This window comes from Pseudomonas sp. FG43, from assembly GCF_057809175.1.
On record NZ_JBMDJL010000010.1, the window covers coordinates 78,286 to 93,133 of the forward strand.

At 57.5% G+C, this 14,848-nt stretch carries 15 protein-coding genes; 10 read left to right on the plus strand and 5 right to left on the minus strand.

What is annotated here, in order from left to right; translation table 11 throughout:
* Positions 1-6: 6 nt before the first annotated feature.
* Positions 7-1,599, minus strand: a complete 1,593-nt coding sequence (glgA, locus tag ACODS3_RS13890; RefSeq protein ID WP_489034799.1) for a glycogen synthase GlgA — start codon at positions 1,597-1,599, stop codon at positions 7-9.
* 598 nt (positions 1,600-2,197) lie between these two features.
* Between glgA and ACODS3_RS13895 the strand changes: the two genes are divergently transcribed.
* A complete protein-coding gene (locus ACODS3_RS13895; protein WP_201002114.1) occupies positions 2,198-2,689 on the plus strand; it encodes a GNAT family N-acetyltransferase in 492 nt (163 codons plus the stop codon).
* A gap of 74 nt (positions 2,690-2,763) precedes the next feature.
* On the opposite strand, the gene ACODS3_RS13900 is transcribed toward ACODS3_RS13895, so the two are convergent.
* Entirely contained in the window at positions 2,764-2,937 is a 174-nt protein-coding gene (locus ACODS3_RS13900; protein WP_201002116.1) for a DUF6026 family protein, read from the minus strand.
* Positions 2,938-3,253: 316 nt separating this feature from the next.
* On the opposite strand from ACODS3_RS13900, the gene gnd reads away from it, so the two are divergent.
* The 4 genes from gnd to ACODS3_RS13920 are packed head-to-tail and all read left to right on the plus strand — an operon-like array spanning position 3,254 to position 8,438.
* Positions 3,254-4,228 carry a phosphogluconate dehydrogenase (NAD(+)-dependent, decarboxylating) gene (gene gnd / locus ACODS3_RS13905; protein ID WP_489034802.1) on the plus strand — a complete coding sequence of 325 codons (975 nt, stop codon included), beginning with the start codon at positions 3,254-3,256 and terminating at the stop codon, positions 4,226-4,228.
* A complete protein-coding gene (gene zwf / locus ACODS3_RS13910; RefSeq protein ID WP_201002120.1) occupies positions 4,228-5,760 on the plus strand; it encodes a glucose-6-phosphate dehydrogenase in 1,533 nt (510 codons plus the stop codon). Before gnd ends, zwf begins: the two co-directional genes overlap by 1 nt.
* Positions 5,753-6,571 (plus strand): HAD family hydrolase, encoded by an 819-nt coding sequence (locus ACODS3_RS13915; RefSeq protein ID WP_201002411.1) that lies wholly within the window; start codon positions 5,753-5,755, stop codon positions 6,569-6,571. The genes zwf and ACODS3_RS13915 overlap by 8 nt, the downstream gene beginning before the upstream one ends.
* Positions 6,572-6,617: 46 nt before the next feature.
* A complete protein-coding gene (locus tag ACODS3_RS13920) occupies positions 6,618-8,438 on the plus strand; it encodes a glycoside hydrolase family 15 protein (protein WP_489034804.1) in 1,821 nt (606 codons plus the stop codon).
* 117 nt (positions 8,439-8,555) lie between these two features.
* Here ACODS3_RS13920 and ACODS3_RS13925 read toward each other — a convergent pair whose 3' ends face one another.
* On the minus strand, positions 8,556-8,735 hold the full coding sequence (locus ACODS3_RS13925; protein ID WP_201002124.1) for a hypothetical protein: 180 nt from the start codon (positions 8,733-8,735) through the stop codon (positions 8,556-8,558).
* Between the two features lie 16 nt (positions 8,736-8,751).
* On the minus strand, positions 8,752-9,057 hold the full coding sequence (locus tag ACODS3_RS13930; protein ID WP_201002126.1) for a DUF1883 domain-containing protein: 306 nt from the start codon (positions 9,055-9,057) through the stop codon (positions 8,752-8,754).
* A 172-nt stretch (positions 9,058-9,229) separates the two neighbouring features.
* Between ACODS3_RS13930 and ACODS3_RS13935 the strand changes: the two genes are divergently transcribed.
* Positions 9,230-9,580 (plus strand): hypothetical protein, encoded by a 351-nt coding sequence (locus tag ACODS3_RS13935; protein WP_201002128.1) that lies wholly within the window; start codon positions 9,230-9,232, stop codon positions 9,578-9,580.
* A 7-nt stretch (positions 9,581-9,587) separates the two neighbouring features.
* On the opposite strand, the gene ACODS3_RS13940 is transcribed toward ACODS3_RS13935, so the two are convergent.
* Positions 9,588-9,869: a hypothetical protein gene (locus ACODS3_RS13940; RefSeq protein ID WP_025259914.1), complete on the minus strand. Its 282-nt coding sequence runs from the start codon at positions 9,867-9,869 to the stop codon at positions 9,588-9,590.
* A 183-nt stretch (positions 9,870-10,052) separates the two neighbouring features.
* On the opposite strand from ACODS3_RS13940, the gene ACODS3_RS13945 reads away from it, so the two are divergent.
* The 4 genes from ACODS3_RS13945 (at position 10,053) to ACODS3_RS13960 (ending at position 14,778) form a co-directional block, all read left to right on the plus strand.
* The gene (locus tag ACODS3_RS13945; RefSeq protein WP_201019586.1) at positions 10,053-11,414 is read left to right on the plus strand and encodes a UDP-glucose dehydrogenase family protein; all 1,362 of its coding nucleotides are present in this window, start codon (positions 10,053-10,055) and stop codon (positions 11,412-11,414) included.
* Between the two features lie 44 nt (positions 11,415-11,458).
* Complete coding sequence (gene galU, locus ACODS3_RS13950) at positions 11,459-12,298, plus strand: UTP--glucose-1-phosphate uridylyltransferase GalU (protein ID WP_025259916.1); 840 nt, start codon at positions 11,459-11,461, stop codon at positions 12,296-12,298.
* Positions 12,299-12,403: 105 nt separating this feature from the next.
* On the plus strand, positions 12,404-13,768 hold the full coding sequence (gorA, locus tag ACODS3_RS13955) for a glutathione-disulfide reductase (RefSeq protein WP_489034807.1): 1,365 nt from the start codon (positions 12,404-12,406) through the stop codon (positions 13,766-13,768).
* Between the two features lie 191 nt (positions 13,769-13,959).
* Entirely contained in the window at positions 13,960-14,778 is an 819-nt protein-coding gene (locus ACODS3_RS13960) for a class II aldolase/adducin family protein (protein ID WP_025259918.1), read from the plus strand.
* Positions 14,779-14,848 lie beyond the last annotated feature (70 nt).

Sequence of the window (14,848 nt, forward strand, 5' to 3'; positions counted from 1 at the left end):
TTCTCCTCAATAGTAAGTCGAAACACCTGCATTCTTTTTCAGCAGGTCCTGATAAAGCTCGGCATAGGGTTCTACAGCCTGTTGCCAGTTGAACGGTGCTGCCATGGCGCGGCAGCGCATGGCATTGAGCAATTCATGGTTGGTGAAAACCTTGAAGGCACGATTCAACGCTTCGGTGTAGCTCTCTACGCTGGAATCATCGAACAGAAAACCGGTAACACCATCTTCTATCGTGTCTGCCAGGCCGCCGGTATTGCGAGCAACCGGCAGTGAGCCGAAACGCTGGGCGTACATCTGGCTCAGGCCGCAAGGCTCGTAGCGGGATGGCATCAGCAGGAAATCGCTGCCGGCAAACATGCGGCGCGCATCGGTTTCGTTGAAGCCGATACGGACACTGATTCGCCCCGGAAAACGTTCGGCCAGAGCGCGCATGGCATCCTCTTCCTCCGGTTCGCCACGGCCGATGATCGCGATTTGTCCGCCTTGATTGACGATGTGCTCTGCTACGCCAATGGTCAGGTCCAGACCCTTCTGGTACACCAGCCTCGAAACCACGGCGAACAGCGGGCCGCTCGAAGGATCCAGCTCGAACAGCTCGCGAACGTAGTCGGCGTTGATTTCCTTGCGCAGCCACTCGTTGGGTGCGAAATGGCAGATCAAGTGCTCGTCGGTACTGGCATCCCAACTGGCGTCGATACCATTGGGGATACCACTGAGCTGGCCTTTGTCGGCCTTGCTTTGCAGGAAGCCTTCCAGGCCGCAGCCAAAGTCGGGAGTCGTGATTTCTCTGGCGTAGGTCGCGCTGACCGTTGTGATATGGCTGGCGTAGGCCATGCCGGCCTTGATGAAGGACAGCTTGCCGTAGAACTCCATGCCGTCGCTGCTCAAGGCTTCGTCCGGAATACCCAGTTCACGACTCGAACCTGTACTGACTGTGCCTTGGTAGGCCAGGTTATGAATGGTGAAAATGCTTGGCGTGGTCTGCCCGCGCCAGCGCATGTAGGCGGGGGCCAGGCCGGCAGGCCAGTCGTGGGCGTGGACCAGCTCCGGGCTCCACTGGCTTTTTACCGCGCCAGCGGCGAAGTCGGCCGCCGCCAGCCCCAGCCGGGCGAAACGGATATGGTTGTCGGACCAGTCGCGACCGTTGGCGTCGCCATAAGGCGTGCCTTCACGCTCGTAAAGCTCCGGGCAGATCAATACATAGATGACCAGACCGTCCTTCATGTCCATACGCCCGATCTTGCAGGCAGGCAAGGCGGCATAGCCTCCCAGCTCACTGATCACATGGATCGGGTTACCGCTGTTGAGCACTTGCGGATAGCCAGGAATCAGCACTCGTACATCATGCAGATGACGCATGGCGCGTGGCAGGGCAGCAGACACATCGCCCAGGCCCCCGGTCTTTACCAGATCAGCCAGCTCCGACGTCACGAACAGCACTTTGCGTCTGTTGACCGGCGATATAGTGGGCTGTGTAGTTGAAGGGGGTAGTTGAAGCTGTGGAGCAGGGTTTGTAGCAAATGACGGTAGATGAGTCAGCTCGTTGGCCAGCTGATTAAAACTCTCTCCCTTCTGGGTTTTGACCGCGGCGCTAATCATCGTTTTCTCCCATTCAACACAGTGTTGGTGCAGCAGTGATGTTTTTATGAGCCATTCCCTATGGCTGACGATATGCACTACGCAAGATCAGTACCTGTTTATGCCTTGCGCAGTGATGGAGCGTGGTGATGAGACCCAATGCTTATTGGTAGCCAATAGCATAGGCGCTCTATTGAGATGACCCACCCGTTTTGGAGAAGTTTCGACTTTTTTACGGGGAAATGTCTGGCATGGGCATTAGGCGTAGATAACGCTGGGGCCGCGGGAGCCCGAAGAGGCAAGGGCGCGTCTTTTTGGTGCGGGCTCAGGAGCAGGAAAAGGGTGTCGTGACCGGTCGTCGGATTGCCGCAGCCACCGTGCTGATTTCAGCGAATTCAATGACAGATGCAATGATTTTGCGCACTTTTCTGGTGGGAAACAGGCTGTATGCCTCTTCCAGGTGCATGGGGCGTTTTATCTTTGGGCGTCCGAGGAAATTTCCTACATTCATGTTGGAACATTTTGGGGTGAGGCGCGATAGAATCGGCGTCCGTTGGCTTGCCTTTGTGCATGCTTGCCGGTGGAATCAAACTGTGTCGACGTATTTAAGAGGTTGGAAATGGAAGCCCCAGAGGTGCTGGTACTGCAAGCGAGCTATACCAATCCGGTGCATGCCGAAGCGATTGGGTTCGTCTTGAATCACTATGCCGAAGATGTCATGGGTGGTGGCGAGTCATTATCGGCTGATACCCGTCAGCAACTGGCAATCGAACTGGCCAAGCGACCTCATGCCTTCAGTGTCCTGGCTTTTATCGCTAACGAGCCGGTAGGGCTGGTCAACTGCTTCGAGGGGTTTTCGACTTTTGCCTGTCGCCCGCTGGTGAATATCCATGACGTTGCTGTGCTGCCCCAGCATCGTGGCCTGGGCATCTGTCAGAAAATGCTCGCCAAGGTCGAGGAAATTGCACGTCAACGTGGTTGCTGCAAACTGACACTGGAAGTACTGGAAGGTAACGAGACGGCGCAGCGCGTGTATGCAAGGCAGGGTTTTGGCGGCTATCAGCTCAACCCTGAAATGGGTCGTGCGATGTTCTGGCAGAAAACGCTTTAAGCTACGCTCATCGCGGGCAAGCCAGATATCAGGCTTGCCGCTGAACGTTCAGGTCGGGGCGGGGGTCTAGCTGATCAGGCTTGCAGGGCTGTGCCGGGAGCGGACAGCTGGGCTTGCTGCAGAAGCAGGCTCAAGTGAGCTACTTTGCTGAGTAACTGTTCACGCTCTTCTTTGAGCGCACGCAGTTCATCGCGACGGATAGTGACGTACAGGGTTTGTGGTGCAAGTGCTGGTAGTACAGTGCCCATTGCTCACCTCGCAAATGGCGGATTCAACGTCGGAAAGACCTCTGCATTGACAATCGTTCCCTGAATCGCCACTGCTTGTCTCTCTATCGGCCCTGATTTTGATTTCTTTTGCGTTAAATTGGAACTTTTTTATTTTTAATTGTCGCGAACCTTTCCCGTTAACGACAAAATGCACTATCGGGTGGCAGATGTGCCGCCATCCCCGCTCTGGGGAACCGATGCCAGAGCTTTCTTGACTAACCAGCATGTGTCACTGAATCAAGTGCTGGATCCGAGAAAGTGAGGCACCTTTTTACAGATTGAGGAGCACCTTTTCATGCAACTTGGGATTGTTGGGCTGGGCCGCATGGGCGGCAATATTGCACGGCGACTGATGCTCGATGGCCACAGCACTGTGGTCTATGACCGCGACGAAGCCTTGCGCAATACCCTGGCCAACGAAGGTTCGACGCCTGCGACCGACCTCGCGTCACTGGTAGCTGCACTTGAGAAACCACGTGCTGTCTGGGTAATGCTGCCGGCTGGTGCTCCAACCGAAGACACCATTCATGCCTTGAGCCAGTTGCTCGAAGCCGACGATGTGATCATCGATGGCGGTAACACCTTCTACAAGGATGACATCCGTCGTGCGCAGGAGCTGACCCCGAAAGGCCTGCATTACATCGATGTCGGTACTTCCGGTGGTGTCTGGGGTCTGGAGCGTGGCTACTGCATGATGATTGGCGGCGAAAGCGCCATCGTCGAGCGTCTGGACCCGCTGTTTGCAACCCTCGCTCCGGGCTATGGCTCGATCGAACGCACCAGGGGCCGCACTTCCAGCGATGACCGCGCCGAGCGTGGTTACATTCATTCAGGCCCGGCCGGTTCCGGTCATTTCGTGAAGATGATCCACAACGGTATCGAATACGGAATGATGCAGGCTTTTGCCGAGGGCTTCGATCTGCTCAAGCAGAAGAACTCCGAGCACTTGCCGCCCGAGCAGCGTTTCGACCTCAATACCGCTGATATTGCCGAAGTCTGGCGTCGCGGCAGCGTGGTTTCGTCCTGGCTGCTGGACCTGACCGCCGATGCCCTGGCAACTGATCCGCAACTGGATGCGTTCTCCGGTTCCGTGGCCGACAGTGGTGAAGGCCGCTGGACCATCGAAGCCGCCATCGAGCAGGCTGTTCCGGTCCCGGTATTGTCCAGTGCGCTCTTTGCACGATTCCGTTCGCGTCAGACCAGTTCCTACGCCGACAAGATGCTTTCCGCCATGCGCTTCGGGTTCGGTGGTCACAAGGAACCCAAGTAATGGGCCTGTCACGCGGCAAGTCCGCACAAAAGGCTGAGGTCGCTCCGGCTACGACACTGTTTCTGTTCGGTGCTCATGGCGACCTGGTAAAGCGTTTGCTGATGCCGGCGCTTTACAACCTGGCGCGTGACGGCCTGGTGGACGAAGGTCTGCACATTGTCGGTGTCGATCACAATGCGATCAGTGACGCCGACTTTGCCCTCAAGCTGGAAAACTTCATCCGCCAGGAGGCCGCCAGCAAGGTGGCCGAGGCGGGTGGAGAGGCGCTGGACCCTGCGCTCTGGGGCAAGCTGGCCAAGCGCATCAGCTATGTGCAGGGCGACTTTCTCGACGATTCGACCTATCAGGACATCGCCGGCAAGATCGAGAGCAGCGGCACTGCCAACGCCGTTTTCTATCTTGCCACGGCGCCGCGTTTCTTCAGTGAAGTGGCCTCGCGCCTCGGCTCTTCAGGCCTGCTGACGGAAACCGAAGGTGCTTTTCGCCGGGTCGTGATCGAAAAGCCGTTTGGCTCCGATCTGGCCAGTGCGGTTGAGCTCAATGCCTGCCTGCTCAAGGTCATGAGCGAAAAGCAGATCTACCGGATCGACCATTATCTGGGCAAGGAAACGGTGCAGAACATTCTGGTCACCCGTTTCTCCAATGCCTTTTTCGAGTCGTTCTGGAACAACCATTACATCGATCACATACAGATTACTGCGGCTGAAACCGTGGGCGTTGAAACCCGCGGCAGCTTTTACGAGAACACCGGGGCTCTGCGCGACATGGTGCCCAATCACTTGTTCCAGTTGTTGGCCATGGTTGCCATGGAGCCTCCGGCGGCGTTCGGCGCCGATGCAGTGCGGGGCGAGAAGGCCAAGGTCATCGGTGCGATTCGCCCATGGAGCAAGGACGAAGCGCTGGCCAACTCGGTGCGCGGCCAGTATGGGCCTGGCCGTGCAGGCGAGCGCGACGTTGTCGGTTATCGCGAGGAGGAGCGGGTCGCCGCTGACAGCACGACCGAAACCTATGTTGCCCTCAAGGTTCTGGTCGATAACTGGCGTTGGGTCGGGGTGCCGTTCTATCTGCGGACCGGCAAGCGCATGAGCTCCCGCGACACCGAAATCGCCATCTGCTTCAAACCGGCACCTTATGCCCAGTTCAGGGATACCGAGGTTGACCGGCTCAAGCCCAACTATCTGCGGATCCAGATCCAGCCCAACGAAGGTGTCTGGTTCGACCTGTTTGCCAAGCGTCCGGGGCCGACCCTGGAAATGGAAGACATCGAACTGGGTTTTGCCTACAAGGACTTTTTCGAGATGCAGCCATCGACCGGCTACGAAACCCTGATCTACGACTGCCTGACGGGCGACCAGACGCTGTTCCAGCGTGCCGACAATATCGAGAATGGCTGGCGTGCCGTGCAGCCGTTTCTGGATGCCTGGGCCGAGAAGCCCGAGGTGCAGTTGTACAAGGCCGGGGAAGACGGGCCTGCTGCTGCCAGGGATCTGCTGACCCGCGATGGACGTGAGTGGCGCCAGATCGATGATTGAGCGCGAGCAGCCACTTATCCGCTTCATGATGTCTGATATCGACGGCACCTTGCTGCTACCCGACCACAGCCTCAGCCCGGTGACGGTCGATGCAGTGAAGCGGCTGCGCGATGCCGGAGTTCATTTCACCCTGGCAAGCAGCCGTCCGCCACGGGCCATGCGGCAGATTATCGAAGCCCTGGGCGTCGAACTGCCGACCGTAGCCTTCAATGGCGGCGCGATTACCCATCCAGATGGAAGCCTGCTGGCGGCCTATCGTATCGATCGGGACGCTGCGCGCACTTGCCTGGAGCTGTTTGCTGCTCAGGAGGTCGCGGTCTGGGTTTTCGCCGATGACCAATGGCTGTTGCTTGACCTTGACGGCGCCTATGTCGATCACGAGCGTCATGCGCTGGGCTATGAGCCGCTGCTGGTGGACAGTTTCGAGCCATATCTGGACCGCATCGACAAGATCGTGGCCTCCAGTACCGATTTCGGCTTGCTTGAAGTGCTGGAAAATCGCCTCAACCCGTTGATTGAGGGGAAGGCGCTGGCGGCGCGTTCGCAGTCTTATTACCTCGATATCACGGCAGTGGCGGCCAACAAGGGCGAGGCTCTGGCAACTCTGGCCGAGTATCTGGGAGTGGAGCTTGAACATACGGCTGCCATTGGTGATGGCGGCAATGATGTCGCCATGTTCCAGCGGGCCGGGTTATCCATTGCCATGGGCCAGGCCGATGCCAGTGTGCAGGCCCGGGCCGATGAGGTTACGGCCAGCAATCTGCAGGATGGGGTGGCTCAGGCCATCGACCGTTACATCTTGCCACGCTGAGGTTTCTGTTCCCGGCGAGGCTTCACAGTAGGACGGACATTCTCGAATGGCTGCACTGATTGAAGACTACGCACTGTTGGGTAATTGCCGGACTGCCGCACTGGTTGCCCGGGATGGTTCGCTGGACTGGCTGTGTTTTCCGCGTTTCGATGCACCTGCCTGTTTCGCGGCGTTGCTGGGCGACAGCGATAACGGCCGCTGGAAGATAGCTCCGGCAGAAGAGATCACGTCTGTCGAGCGCTGTTATCGCGAAGGCACTCTGATTCTGGAAACCCGGTTCACGACCCCGAACGGCTGCGCACTGCTGATCGACTTCATGCCTATGGGCGTCGACAATCAGGTGGTGCGGATTGTGGTCGGTCTTGAAGGGCGGGTGCGCTTCAGCATGGACCTTGCCATTCGCTTCGATTACGGCAGTACGGTGCCGTGGGTCGAAAAGAAGGACCCACACACTCTGACTGCCGTGGCCGGGCCGGAAATGCTCGTGTTACGCAGCCCGGTTTCCCTTCAGCCCCATGATCACCACACCGGCAGTGACTTCCATGTCGCCGCTGGCGAGCGCAAGGTCTTCACCCTGGCTTATCAGCCTTCATACGAACCGATACTTCCCGATGTCGATGCCGATCAGGCGATGATTCGCACAGAGGCTTTCTGGCGAGAGTTTTCCGATCGTTGCCCTGATGTCGGGCCCTGGACTGCTCAGGTCAAGCGTTCGCTGATTACCCTCAAGGCCATGACCTATCAGCCCACGGGCGGTATCGTCGCTGCTGTGACGACTTCTCTGCCTGAACAATTGGGGGGTGAGCGCAATTGGGATTACCGCTATTGCTGGTTGCGGGACGCGACCATGACGTTGTTGGCGTTCATGAATCTGGGGTATTTCGAGGAAGCGACAGAGTGGCGTGACTGGCTGCTACGCTCGGTGGCCGGCAACCCAGAGCAGATACAAATCATGTATGGCCTGGGCGGTGAGCGGCGGTTGATGGAGTATGAGTTGCCCTGGCTAAGCGGTTACAAAGGGTCGCAGCCCGTGCACATAGGCAATGGTGCTGCAACCCAGATGCAACTGGATGTCTACGGCGAAGTGGCCGATGCCATGATTCAGGCACTCAAGGGCGGCATGCCGCGACACCCGCGCAGCATTGCGATTTCCAAGGTGGTGATGCCGTTTCTGGAGACGGTCTGGCATTTGCCGGACGCCGGTATCTGGGAGATTCGTTCCGAGCCGCGACATTTTACCCATTCCAAGGTCATGGCCTGGGTGGCCTTCGACCGTAATGCGACACAGATAGCCCAGGCTGCGCTCACCGAAGAAGATCGTGCCCTGGCGCGGCATTTTCGGGAGGTGGCGGATCAGATCCACGCCGACGTGTGCCTCAATGGCTTCAATACGCAACTGGGCTGTTTCGTGCAGACCTATGGCGCCACGGAGATGGATGCCAGCCTGCTCCAGATTGCCCTTACCGGGTTTCTGCCCGCCAACGACCCTCGGGTGGTCGCCACTGTTGAGCGGATCGAGCGTACCCTGATGCAGGATGGTCTTTTGCTGCGCTATGACAATGAGCGCAGTGTCGATGGTGTGTCGGGAACCGAAGGGACTTTCCTGGTGTGTTCGTTCTGGCTGGCCGATGTCTATGTCCTGCAGGGCCGCGAGCAGGAAGCCCGGGCCTTGTTCGACCGCTTATGCAGCCTGTGCAATGACGTGGGCCTGCTGGCTGAGCAATACGAGCCGCACGGCAGGCACATGCTGGGCAACTTCCCCCAGGCATTCAGCCATATCGGCATCATCAATACCGCGCTGAACCTGCATCGTGCGGAGTGCCCGCTCAGGGCGCGTGCATCGGCTGGTTTTGAAGGTTGTGTGTGAAAGCTTCTGGCCTTTTCGCGACTGAAGTCGCTCCTGTGGGGGCAGCAGGTAGCGAATTCATTCGCGAAAAATGAATCTGGTCGGCTGGCGATTGGTCCCGCAAACAGGCTGCTACGGTTAAAGAGCCTTGCTGACTTTCACATCGGTGATCTGGTCATCGCTCTGGCCGTGCATCTTTTCCAGCGCAGCCCGCGCTTCTTCTGCCGAAGCGGATTGCAGTTGTGCAAACTCGAAGCGGCGTTCGCCATTGAGCTTGTAGCTGACGGCATATTTGGTCGTTTTGGCAGGGTTGTTCACAGTAGCTCCTTGGGTGTCAGCTCAGGCGAGAGGTCGAGCGACGAACGATCTTGATCGAGTGGGTGAATTGCGGTTTGTGCCCCGGATTCGCGCTTGGCTTGCGGCCAGTGGTGTCGATGGTGATATTCCAGAAACCCGTGCTGGGAGCTGCGATCTTGGCCGGGAACTTGTCGAACGCGCCACCGTGGTAGGTGTGACGTCCGCCGTTCTTGAAGCTGCGAAAGTTGGCATCGTTCATCAGGCGGATATTGCACGTTTGCGAGCACTGGATGACGACCAGATCGTCCTCGTTCAAATGCTCACGCTGGTGTACGAATTTCATGGGTGTCTCCGAAAGCCGTGGCTTTATTCTGAAAAATCAAAACGATAGCATGCGGCGCGCGCTATTTGCCGTTGATTGGGTGTCAATTGCGGTCTTTCTGGTAAAAAGTGACTCGGTTGGGATCTAATCGCGCCTTTGCTTGTCGTAGCACCTTTAATTTGGAGGGGATTGTATGAAACTGGCCGTTGTAGTCATGGCTTTGGCGATGAGCGGATGTGCGACCGTTGCTGATATCGAGCATTCGCCTGCAACCCTGAACGTGATTTCCGGCAAGACGCCCCAGCAATATGCCGATTGCTTCGTCGAAAAAATCAGCGACAGCCGCGAGCCACCGCTCATTGAGCGTCATCGCGACGGTTTGCGCATCATCGTTGCGCAAAGCCTCAGCAGTGACCCCGCCGCGGTGATTTATGTCGAGAATCGCTCTGGAGGCAGCTCCATCAAGGTTCATGAACGTCTTTCCAACCTGCCTCTGCGTTTCAAGGATGTGCGCAACGCGGCTGAGGCCTGCATTTCAGGCTGATCGAAATCTATTTGCACACCACCAGTACGCTACGGCTCTTGTAGTTGCCCACGTCCAGGCCAAGGGTTTTCTCGCTTTCGGCCGGCCGTGGCGTGCCATCGGTTCCGACAATCTCGTAACCGGTGCCGGCGCACGATGCGTCGGCTTTTTCATAGCAACTGGCCCATGACATCGCTTCGCCTGAGCAGTCGATGCTCAAGCCTTGCTTGCCATTCTTCAGGTAGGTGTTGGAGGCGGTTGCGCAGCCAGTCAGGCCCAGTACAGCAATAATGGACAGAACTCTGATCATGTTTTTCGCTTCAAGATAAGGCCGGGGAGAGTTTGCAATACGAGGGTTGGACTGATCGCCAGTGCCATCGTTCCGCCATGTAGCGCATGATAATTCTTCTGTCATGTGTCTGTCGTCATGTCATCACCGGGCTGCAATCGGTTTGCGTTGCAATTGTCGCAAATCCGAATGGAGGGGCGACACATGCGACTGTGCATAATCGGTGCCGGATACGTGGGGCTGGTAACGGCGGCCTGCTTTTCTGAAATGGGCAATCAGGTGGTGTGTGTCGAAACCCGGTTGCAGAGAATTGCCGCCTTGCGGCGCGGTGAGTGCCCGATTTACGAGCCTGGGCTTGAGCCCATGCTCAAGGAGCATCAGGCCAGTGGATTGTTGCGGTTTACCTCAAGCCTGGAGGAAGGCGTACGTCAGGCCGAGATCGTTTTCATTGCCGTGGGCACGCCTGGCAGCGAGGATGGATCGGCAGACCTGTCCCATGTGCTGAAAGTCGCGGATCAGTTGGGGCAATGCCTGAATCGGGCTTGCCTGGTGGTCAACAAGTCAACCGTGCCGGTGGGCACCGCCGAAACATTGGCGCTGCGCATCAACGGGCATCTTGCGCGCCGTGGCCTGGCTGCCCGTGTAGCGGTGGCGAGCAACCCCGAGTTTCTCAAGGAAGGCGCTGCAATCGAGGACTTCATGAGGCCGGACCGGGTCATTCTGGGGTGTGCCGAGCCTGAGTCCGCGCAATTGTTGCAGCGCCTGTATGGGCCGTTCCTGCGTAACCGCGAGCGAGCCCTGGTCATGGACGTGCGAGCGGCGGAATTCAGCAAGTACGCCGCCAATGCATTCCTGGCGACCAAGATTTCTTTCATCAACGAAATGGCCGGGTTATGCGCTCATCTGGGCGTGGACATCGAGCAGGTGCGGCGCGGTATCGGCAGTGACAAGCGTATTGGTACGCATTTCATCTACGCCGGTTGCGGTTATGGCGGGTCGTGTTTTCCCAAGGATGTGCGTGCCCTGATTCGCACGGCCGAGCAACAGGGTTTCGAGCCGCAGATCCTGCGCGCTGTACAGCAACGCAATGCAACCCAGAAGACCTTGCTGTTCCAGGCCTTGCTCCAGCATTTTGGCGGTTACATGCAAGGACGGGTGGTGGCTTTGTGGGGGTTGGCCTTCAAGCCCGGTACCGACGACATTCGTGAAGCGCCAAGCCTGGTGCTCATCGATGCCTTGCTGGCGGCCGGTGCGAAAGTCCATGCCACGGACCCGGCGGCGACTGGACCGGTGGCCGAATATTATTCCAGCGCCGTGCAAAGTGGTCAGCTACGCTTGAGCGAGTCGCTGTACAGCTGTGTCGAAGGCGCAGATGCAGTGGTTCTGCTGACCGAATGGAAGCAGTTTCGTCAGCCGGATTTCATCCGCGTACGGGGCCTGATGCGCATGCCCGTGCTTTTTGATGGGCGCAATATCTATGATTTTGCGGAACTATCTGCTCATGGATTCCTCTACCATGGCATCGGACGGCCAGTGGCGGGGCATTGTAAGGTGACCGCCGCCTGATTAGACTGCGCCGCTAACACCAACAGCCCTTACCAAGGACTTTTATGATCAAGAAATGCTTGTTCCCAGCAGCCGGTTACGGTACTCGCTTTTTGCCAGCGACCAAAGCCATGCCCAAGGAAATGCTGCCGGTGGTCAACAAGCCACTGATCCAATACGGTGTGGAAGAAGCGCTCGCCGCTGGTTTGAATGAGATCTCCATCGTCACCGGTCGCGGCAAGCGCGCGCTGGAAGACCATTTCGATATCAGCTACGAGCTGGAACACCAGATCAAGGGTACTGATAAAGAGAAATACCTGGTCGGTATCCGCAAACTGATCGACGAGTGCAGCTTCTCCTACACTCGCCAGACAGAAATGAAAGGCCTGGGTCACGCGATCCTCAGCGGTCGTCCTCTGATCGGCAAGGAAGCGTTCGCCGTGGTTCTGGCGGACGACCTGTGCGTCAACCTCGATGGTGACGGTGTACTGGCCCAGATGGTCAAGCTGCACAACCATTACGGCTGCTCGATCATCGCGATCCAGGAAGTCGATCCTCAGGAAACCAACAAGTACGGTGTTATTGCCGGTGACGAAATCAAGCCAGGCCTGTTCCGTGTCACCGACATGGTCGAGAAGCCAAAGCCTGAAGACGCTCCATCGAACATGGCAATCATCGGTCGTTACATCCTGACCCCGGACATTTTCGAGAAGATCGAACAGACCGCTCCAGGCAAAGGCGGCGAGATCCAGATCACCGACGCCCTGATGAAACAGGCTGCCGAAGGCAACGTTCTGGCTTACAAGTTCAAGGGCCAGCGTTTCGACTGCGGCGGCGCCGAAGGCTACATCGAAGCAACCAACTTCTGCTTCGAGCATTTCTACAAAACGGGCAAGGCTTACTGATCCATCGCCTGTACATGCTTCAAGACAAGGCCACCTTCGGGTGGCTTTGTCATTTCTGGACTGAGCGCTTAGCGGGTATGCTGTTTCATCGCTAAGGAGACAGTAATGGCTTACGACTTCGATCTTTTTGTAATTGGTGCCGGTTCCGGCGGTGTAAGGGCGGCGCGTTTCGCCGCTGGTTTCGGCGCGCGGGTGGCTGTGGCCGAAAGTCGCTACCTGGGCGGTACATGCGTCAACGTGGGGTGCGTACCCAAGAAGTTGCTGGTGTACGGCGCCCATTACTCCGAAGACTTCGAGCAGGCCAAAGGCTTTGGCTGGTCACTGGGCGAGGCACAATTCGACTGGGCCACGCTGATCGCCAACAAGGACCGCGAAATCAATCGCCTCAACGGTATCTATCGCAATCTGCTGGTCAACAGCGGCGTCACGCTGCTGGAAGGCCATGCGCGGATCACGGGGCCGCAGCGCGTGGAAATCAACGGCCAGAGCTACAGTGCCGAACGCATCCTGATTGCGACCGGTGGCTGGCCACAGGTGCCTGACGTGCCGGGTCGCGAGCATGCCATCACTTCCAATGAAGCCTTCTATCTCAAGGAGCTGCCCAAGCGCGTGACGGTGGTTGGCGGTGGCTACATTGCCGTGGAATTCGCTTCGATCTTCAATGGTCTGGGGGCCGACACCACACTGCTTTATCGCGGCGATTTGTTCCTGCGCGGTTTTGATGGTGGTGTGCGGACTCACTTGCATGAAGAGCTGGTCAAGCGACACATGAATGTGCGCTTCAACAGCGATATCGAGCGTATTGAAAAGCAGGCCGATGGCAGTCTCTTGCTGTCCCTCAAGGATGGCAGCACGCAGGAAACGGATTGTGTGTTCTACGCCACAGGTCGTCGCCCGATGCTCGACAACCTTGGGCTGGAAAGCGTGGACATCAAGCTGGACAAGAACGGTTACATCGAGGTCGACGAGCATTACCAGAGCCGCGAGCCGTCGATCCTGGCCATCGGCGATGTGATCGGTGGCGTGCAACTGACGCCAGTTGCACTGGCTGAAGGCATGGCTGTCGCTCGCCGCCTGTTCAAGCCAGAGCAGTATCGTCCGGTAGATTACAACCATATCCCGACGGCCGTCTTCAGCCTGCCAAACATCGGCACGGTCGGCCTGACCGAAGAAGACGCCATCAAGGCCGGGCATCAGGTGCAGATTTTCGAGAGTCGCTTCCGCCCCATGAAACTGACCCTGACCGGCGATCAGGAGAAGACCTTCATGAAACTGGTGGTCGACGCCCAGACTGATCGCGTGCTGGGTTGCCACATGGTCGGGCCGGATGCCGGCGAGATTGTCCAGAGCCTGGCAATCGCCCTGAAGGCTGGCGCGACCAAACAGATCTTCGACGACACCATCGGTGTACACCCCACCGCAGCCGAAGAGTTTGTGACGATGAGGGCGCCGGTGGCGCGGGCGCTGTAGCTCCTCTTGCAGCTTGAGGCTTGTAGCTAGCGCCCAGCTACAAGCCGCAAGCTTTAAGCTGCAAGCGATGTTGCAGTGCTTCTAATATTTGCTTTTTTCATAATTAGCTTATAAGAAAATGTGCTTTTTAATGATTTTGTTATGCGCTTAGTCTTGTGGGACAGGCTTTAAAGTCATTCAGGAGCAATACCATGAGCAACGTCAGCGCTTTACCAGTCCAGCAAGGGACTCCAGGCCCGGAAAAATCAGGCAGCGTCCGGGATCGGGTTTCGCCTGAGGAGTGGGAAGTGCGGGTCAAGCTGGCGGCGGCTTATCGTCTGGCGGCACTCAAGCGCTGGACCGATCACATCTACACCCATTTTTCCGCACGGGTTCCTGGCCCGGACGAGCATTTCCTGATCAACGCCTTTGGCCTGTTGTTCGATGAAATTACCGCATCGAACCTGGTCAAGGTCGATCTCGACGGCACCATCGTCGATGACCCGACGGGGCTTGGCATCAACTATGCCGGTTACGTGATTCATAGTGCGATCCATGGCGCACGTCCCGATCTTCAGGCGGTACTGCATACCCATACCCGCGACGGCATTGCGGTTTCTGCCCAGAAGGACGGCTTGCTGCTTATTTCCCAGCATTCTCTGGGGTTCTCGGGGCGAGTGGCCTATCACGGTTATGAAGGGGTGGCACTGAATCTGGACGAGCGTGAGCGGCTGGTGGCGGATCTGGGCGACAAGAGCGTGATGATCCTGCGCAACCATGGTTTGCTGACTGCCGGGGTGAGTGTCGAGCATGCGTTCCAGCAACTGCAATCGCTGGAGTACGCCTGCAATATCCAGATCGCCGCTCAGGCTGCTGGCAATGCGGAGCTGGTTTTCCCGCCTGCAGAAGTGATCGCCACTGTGGAAAATCAGGTCAAGGCCTTCAAGGATGGTGACGAGCCCTATGTGTCCAGGCACTGGAATGCACTGATCCGTCAACTTGAACGCACCGATACCGAATACAAGACCTGATGTCGGGTGAGGTCAGGCTTTTTCACGATGACTGTAAAACACGGGACATTGTCCTTGTTGGATGATGCTC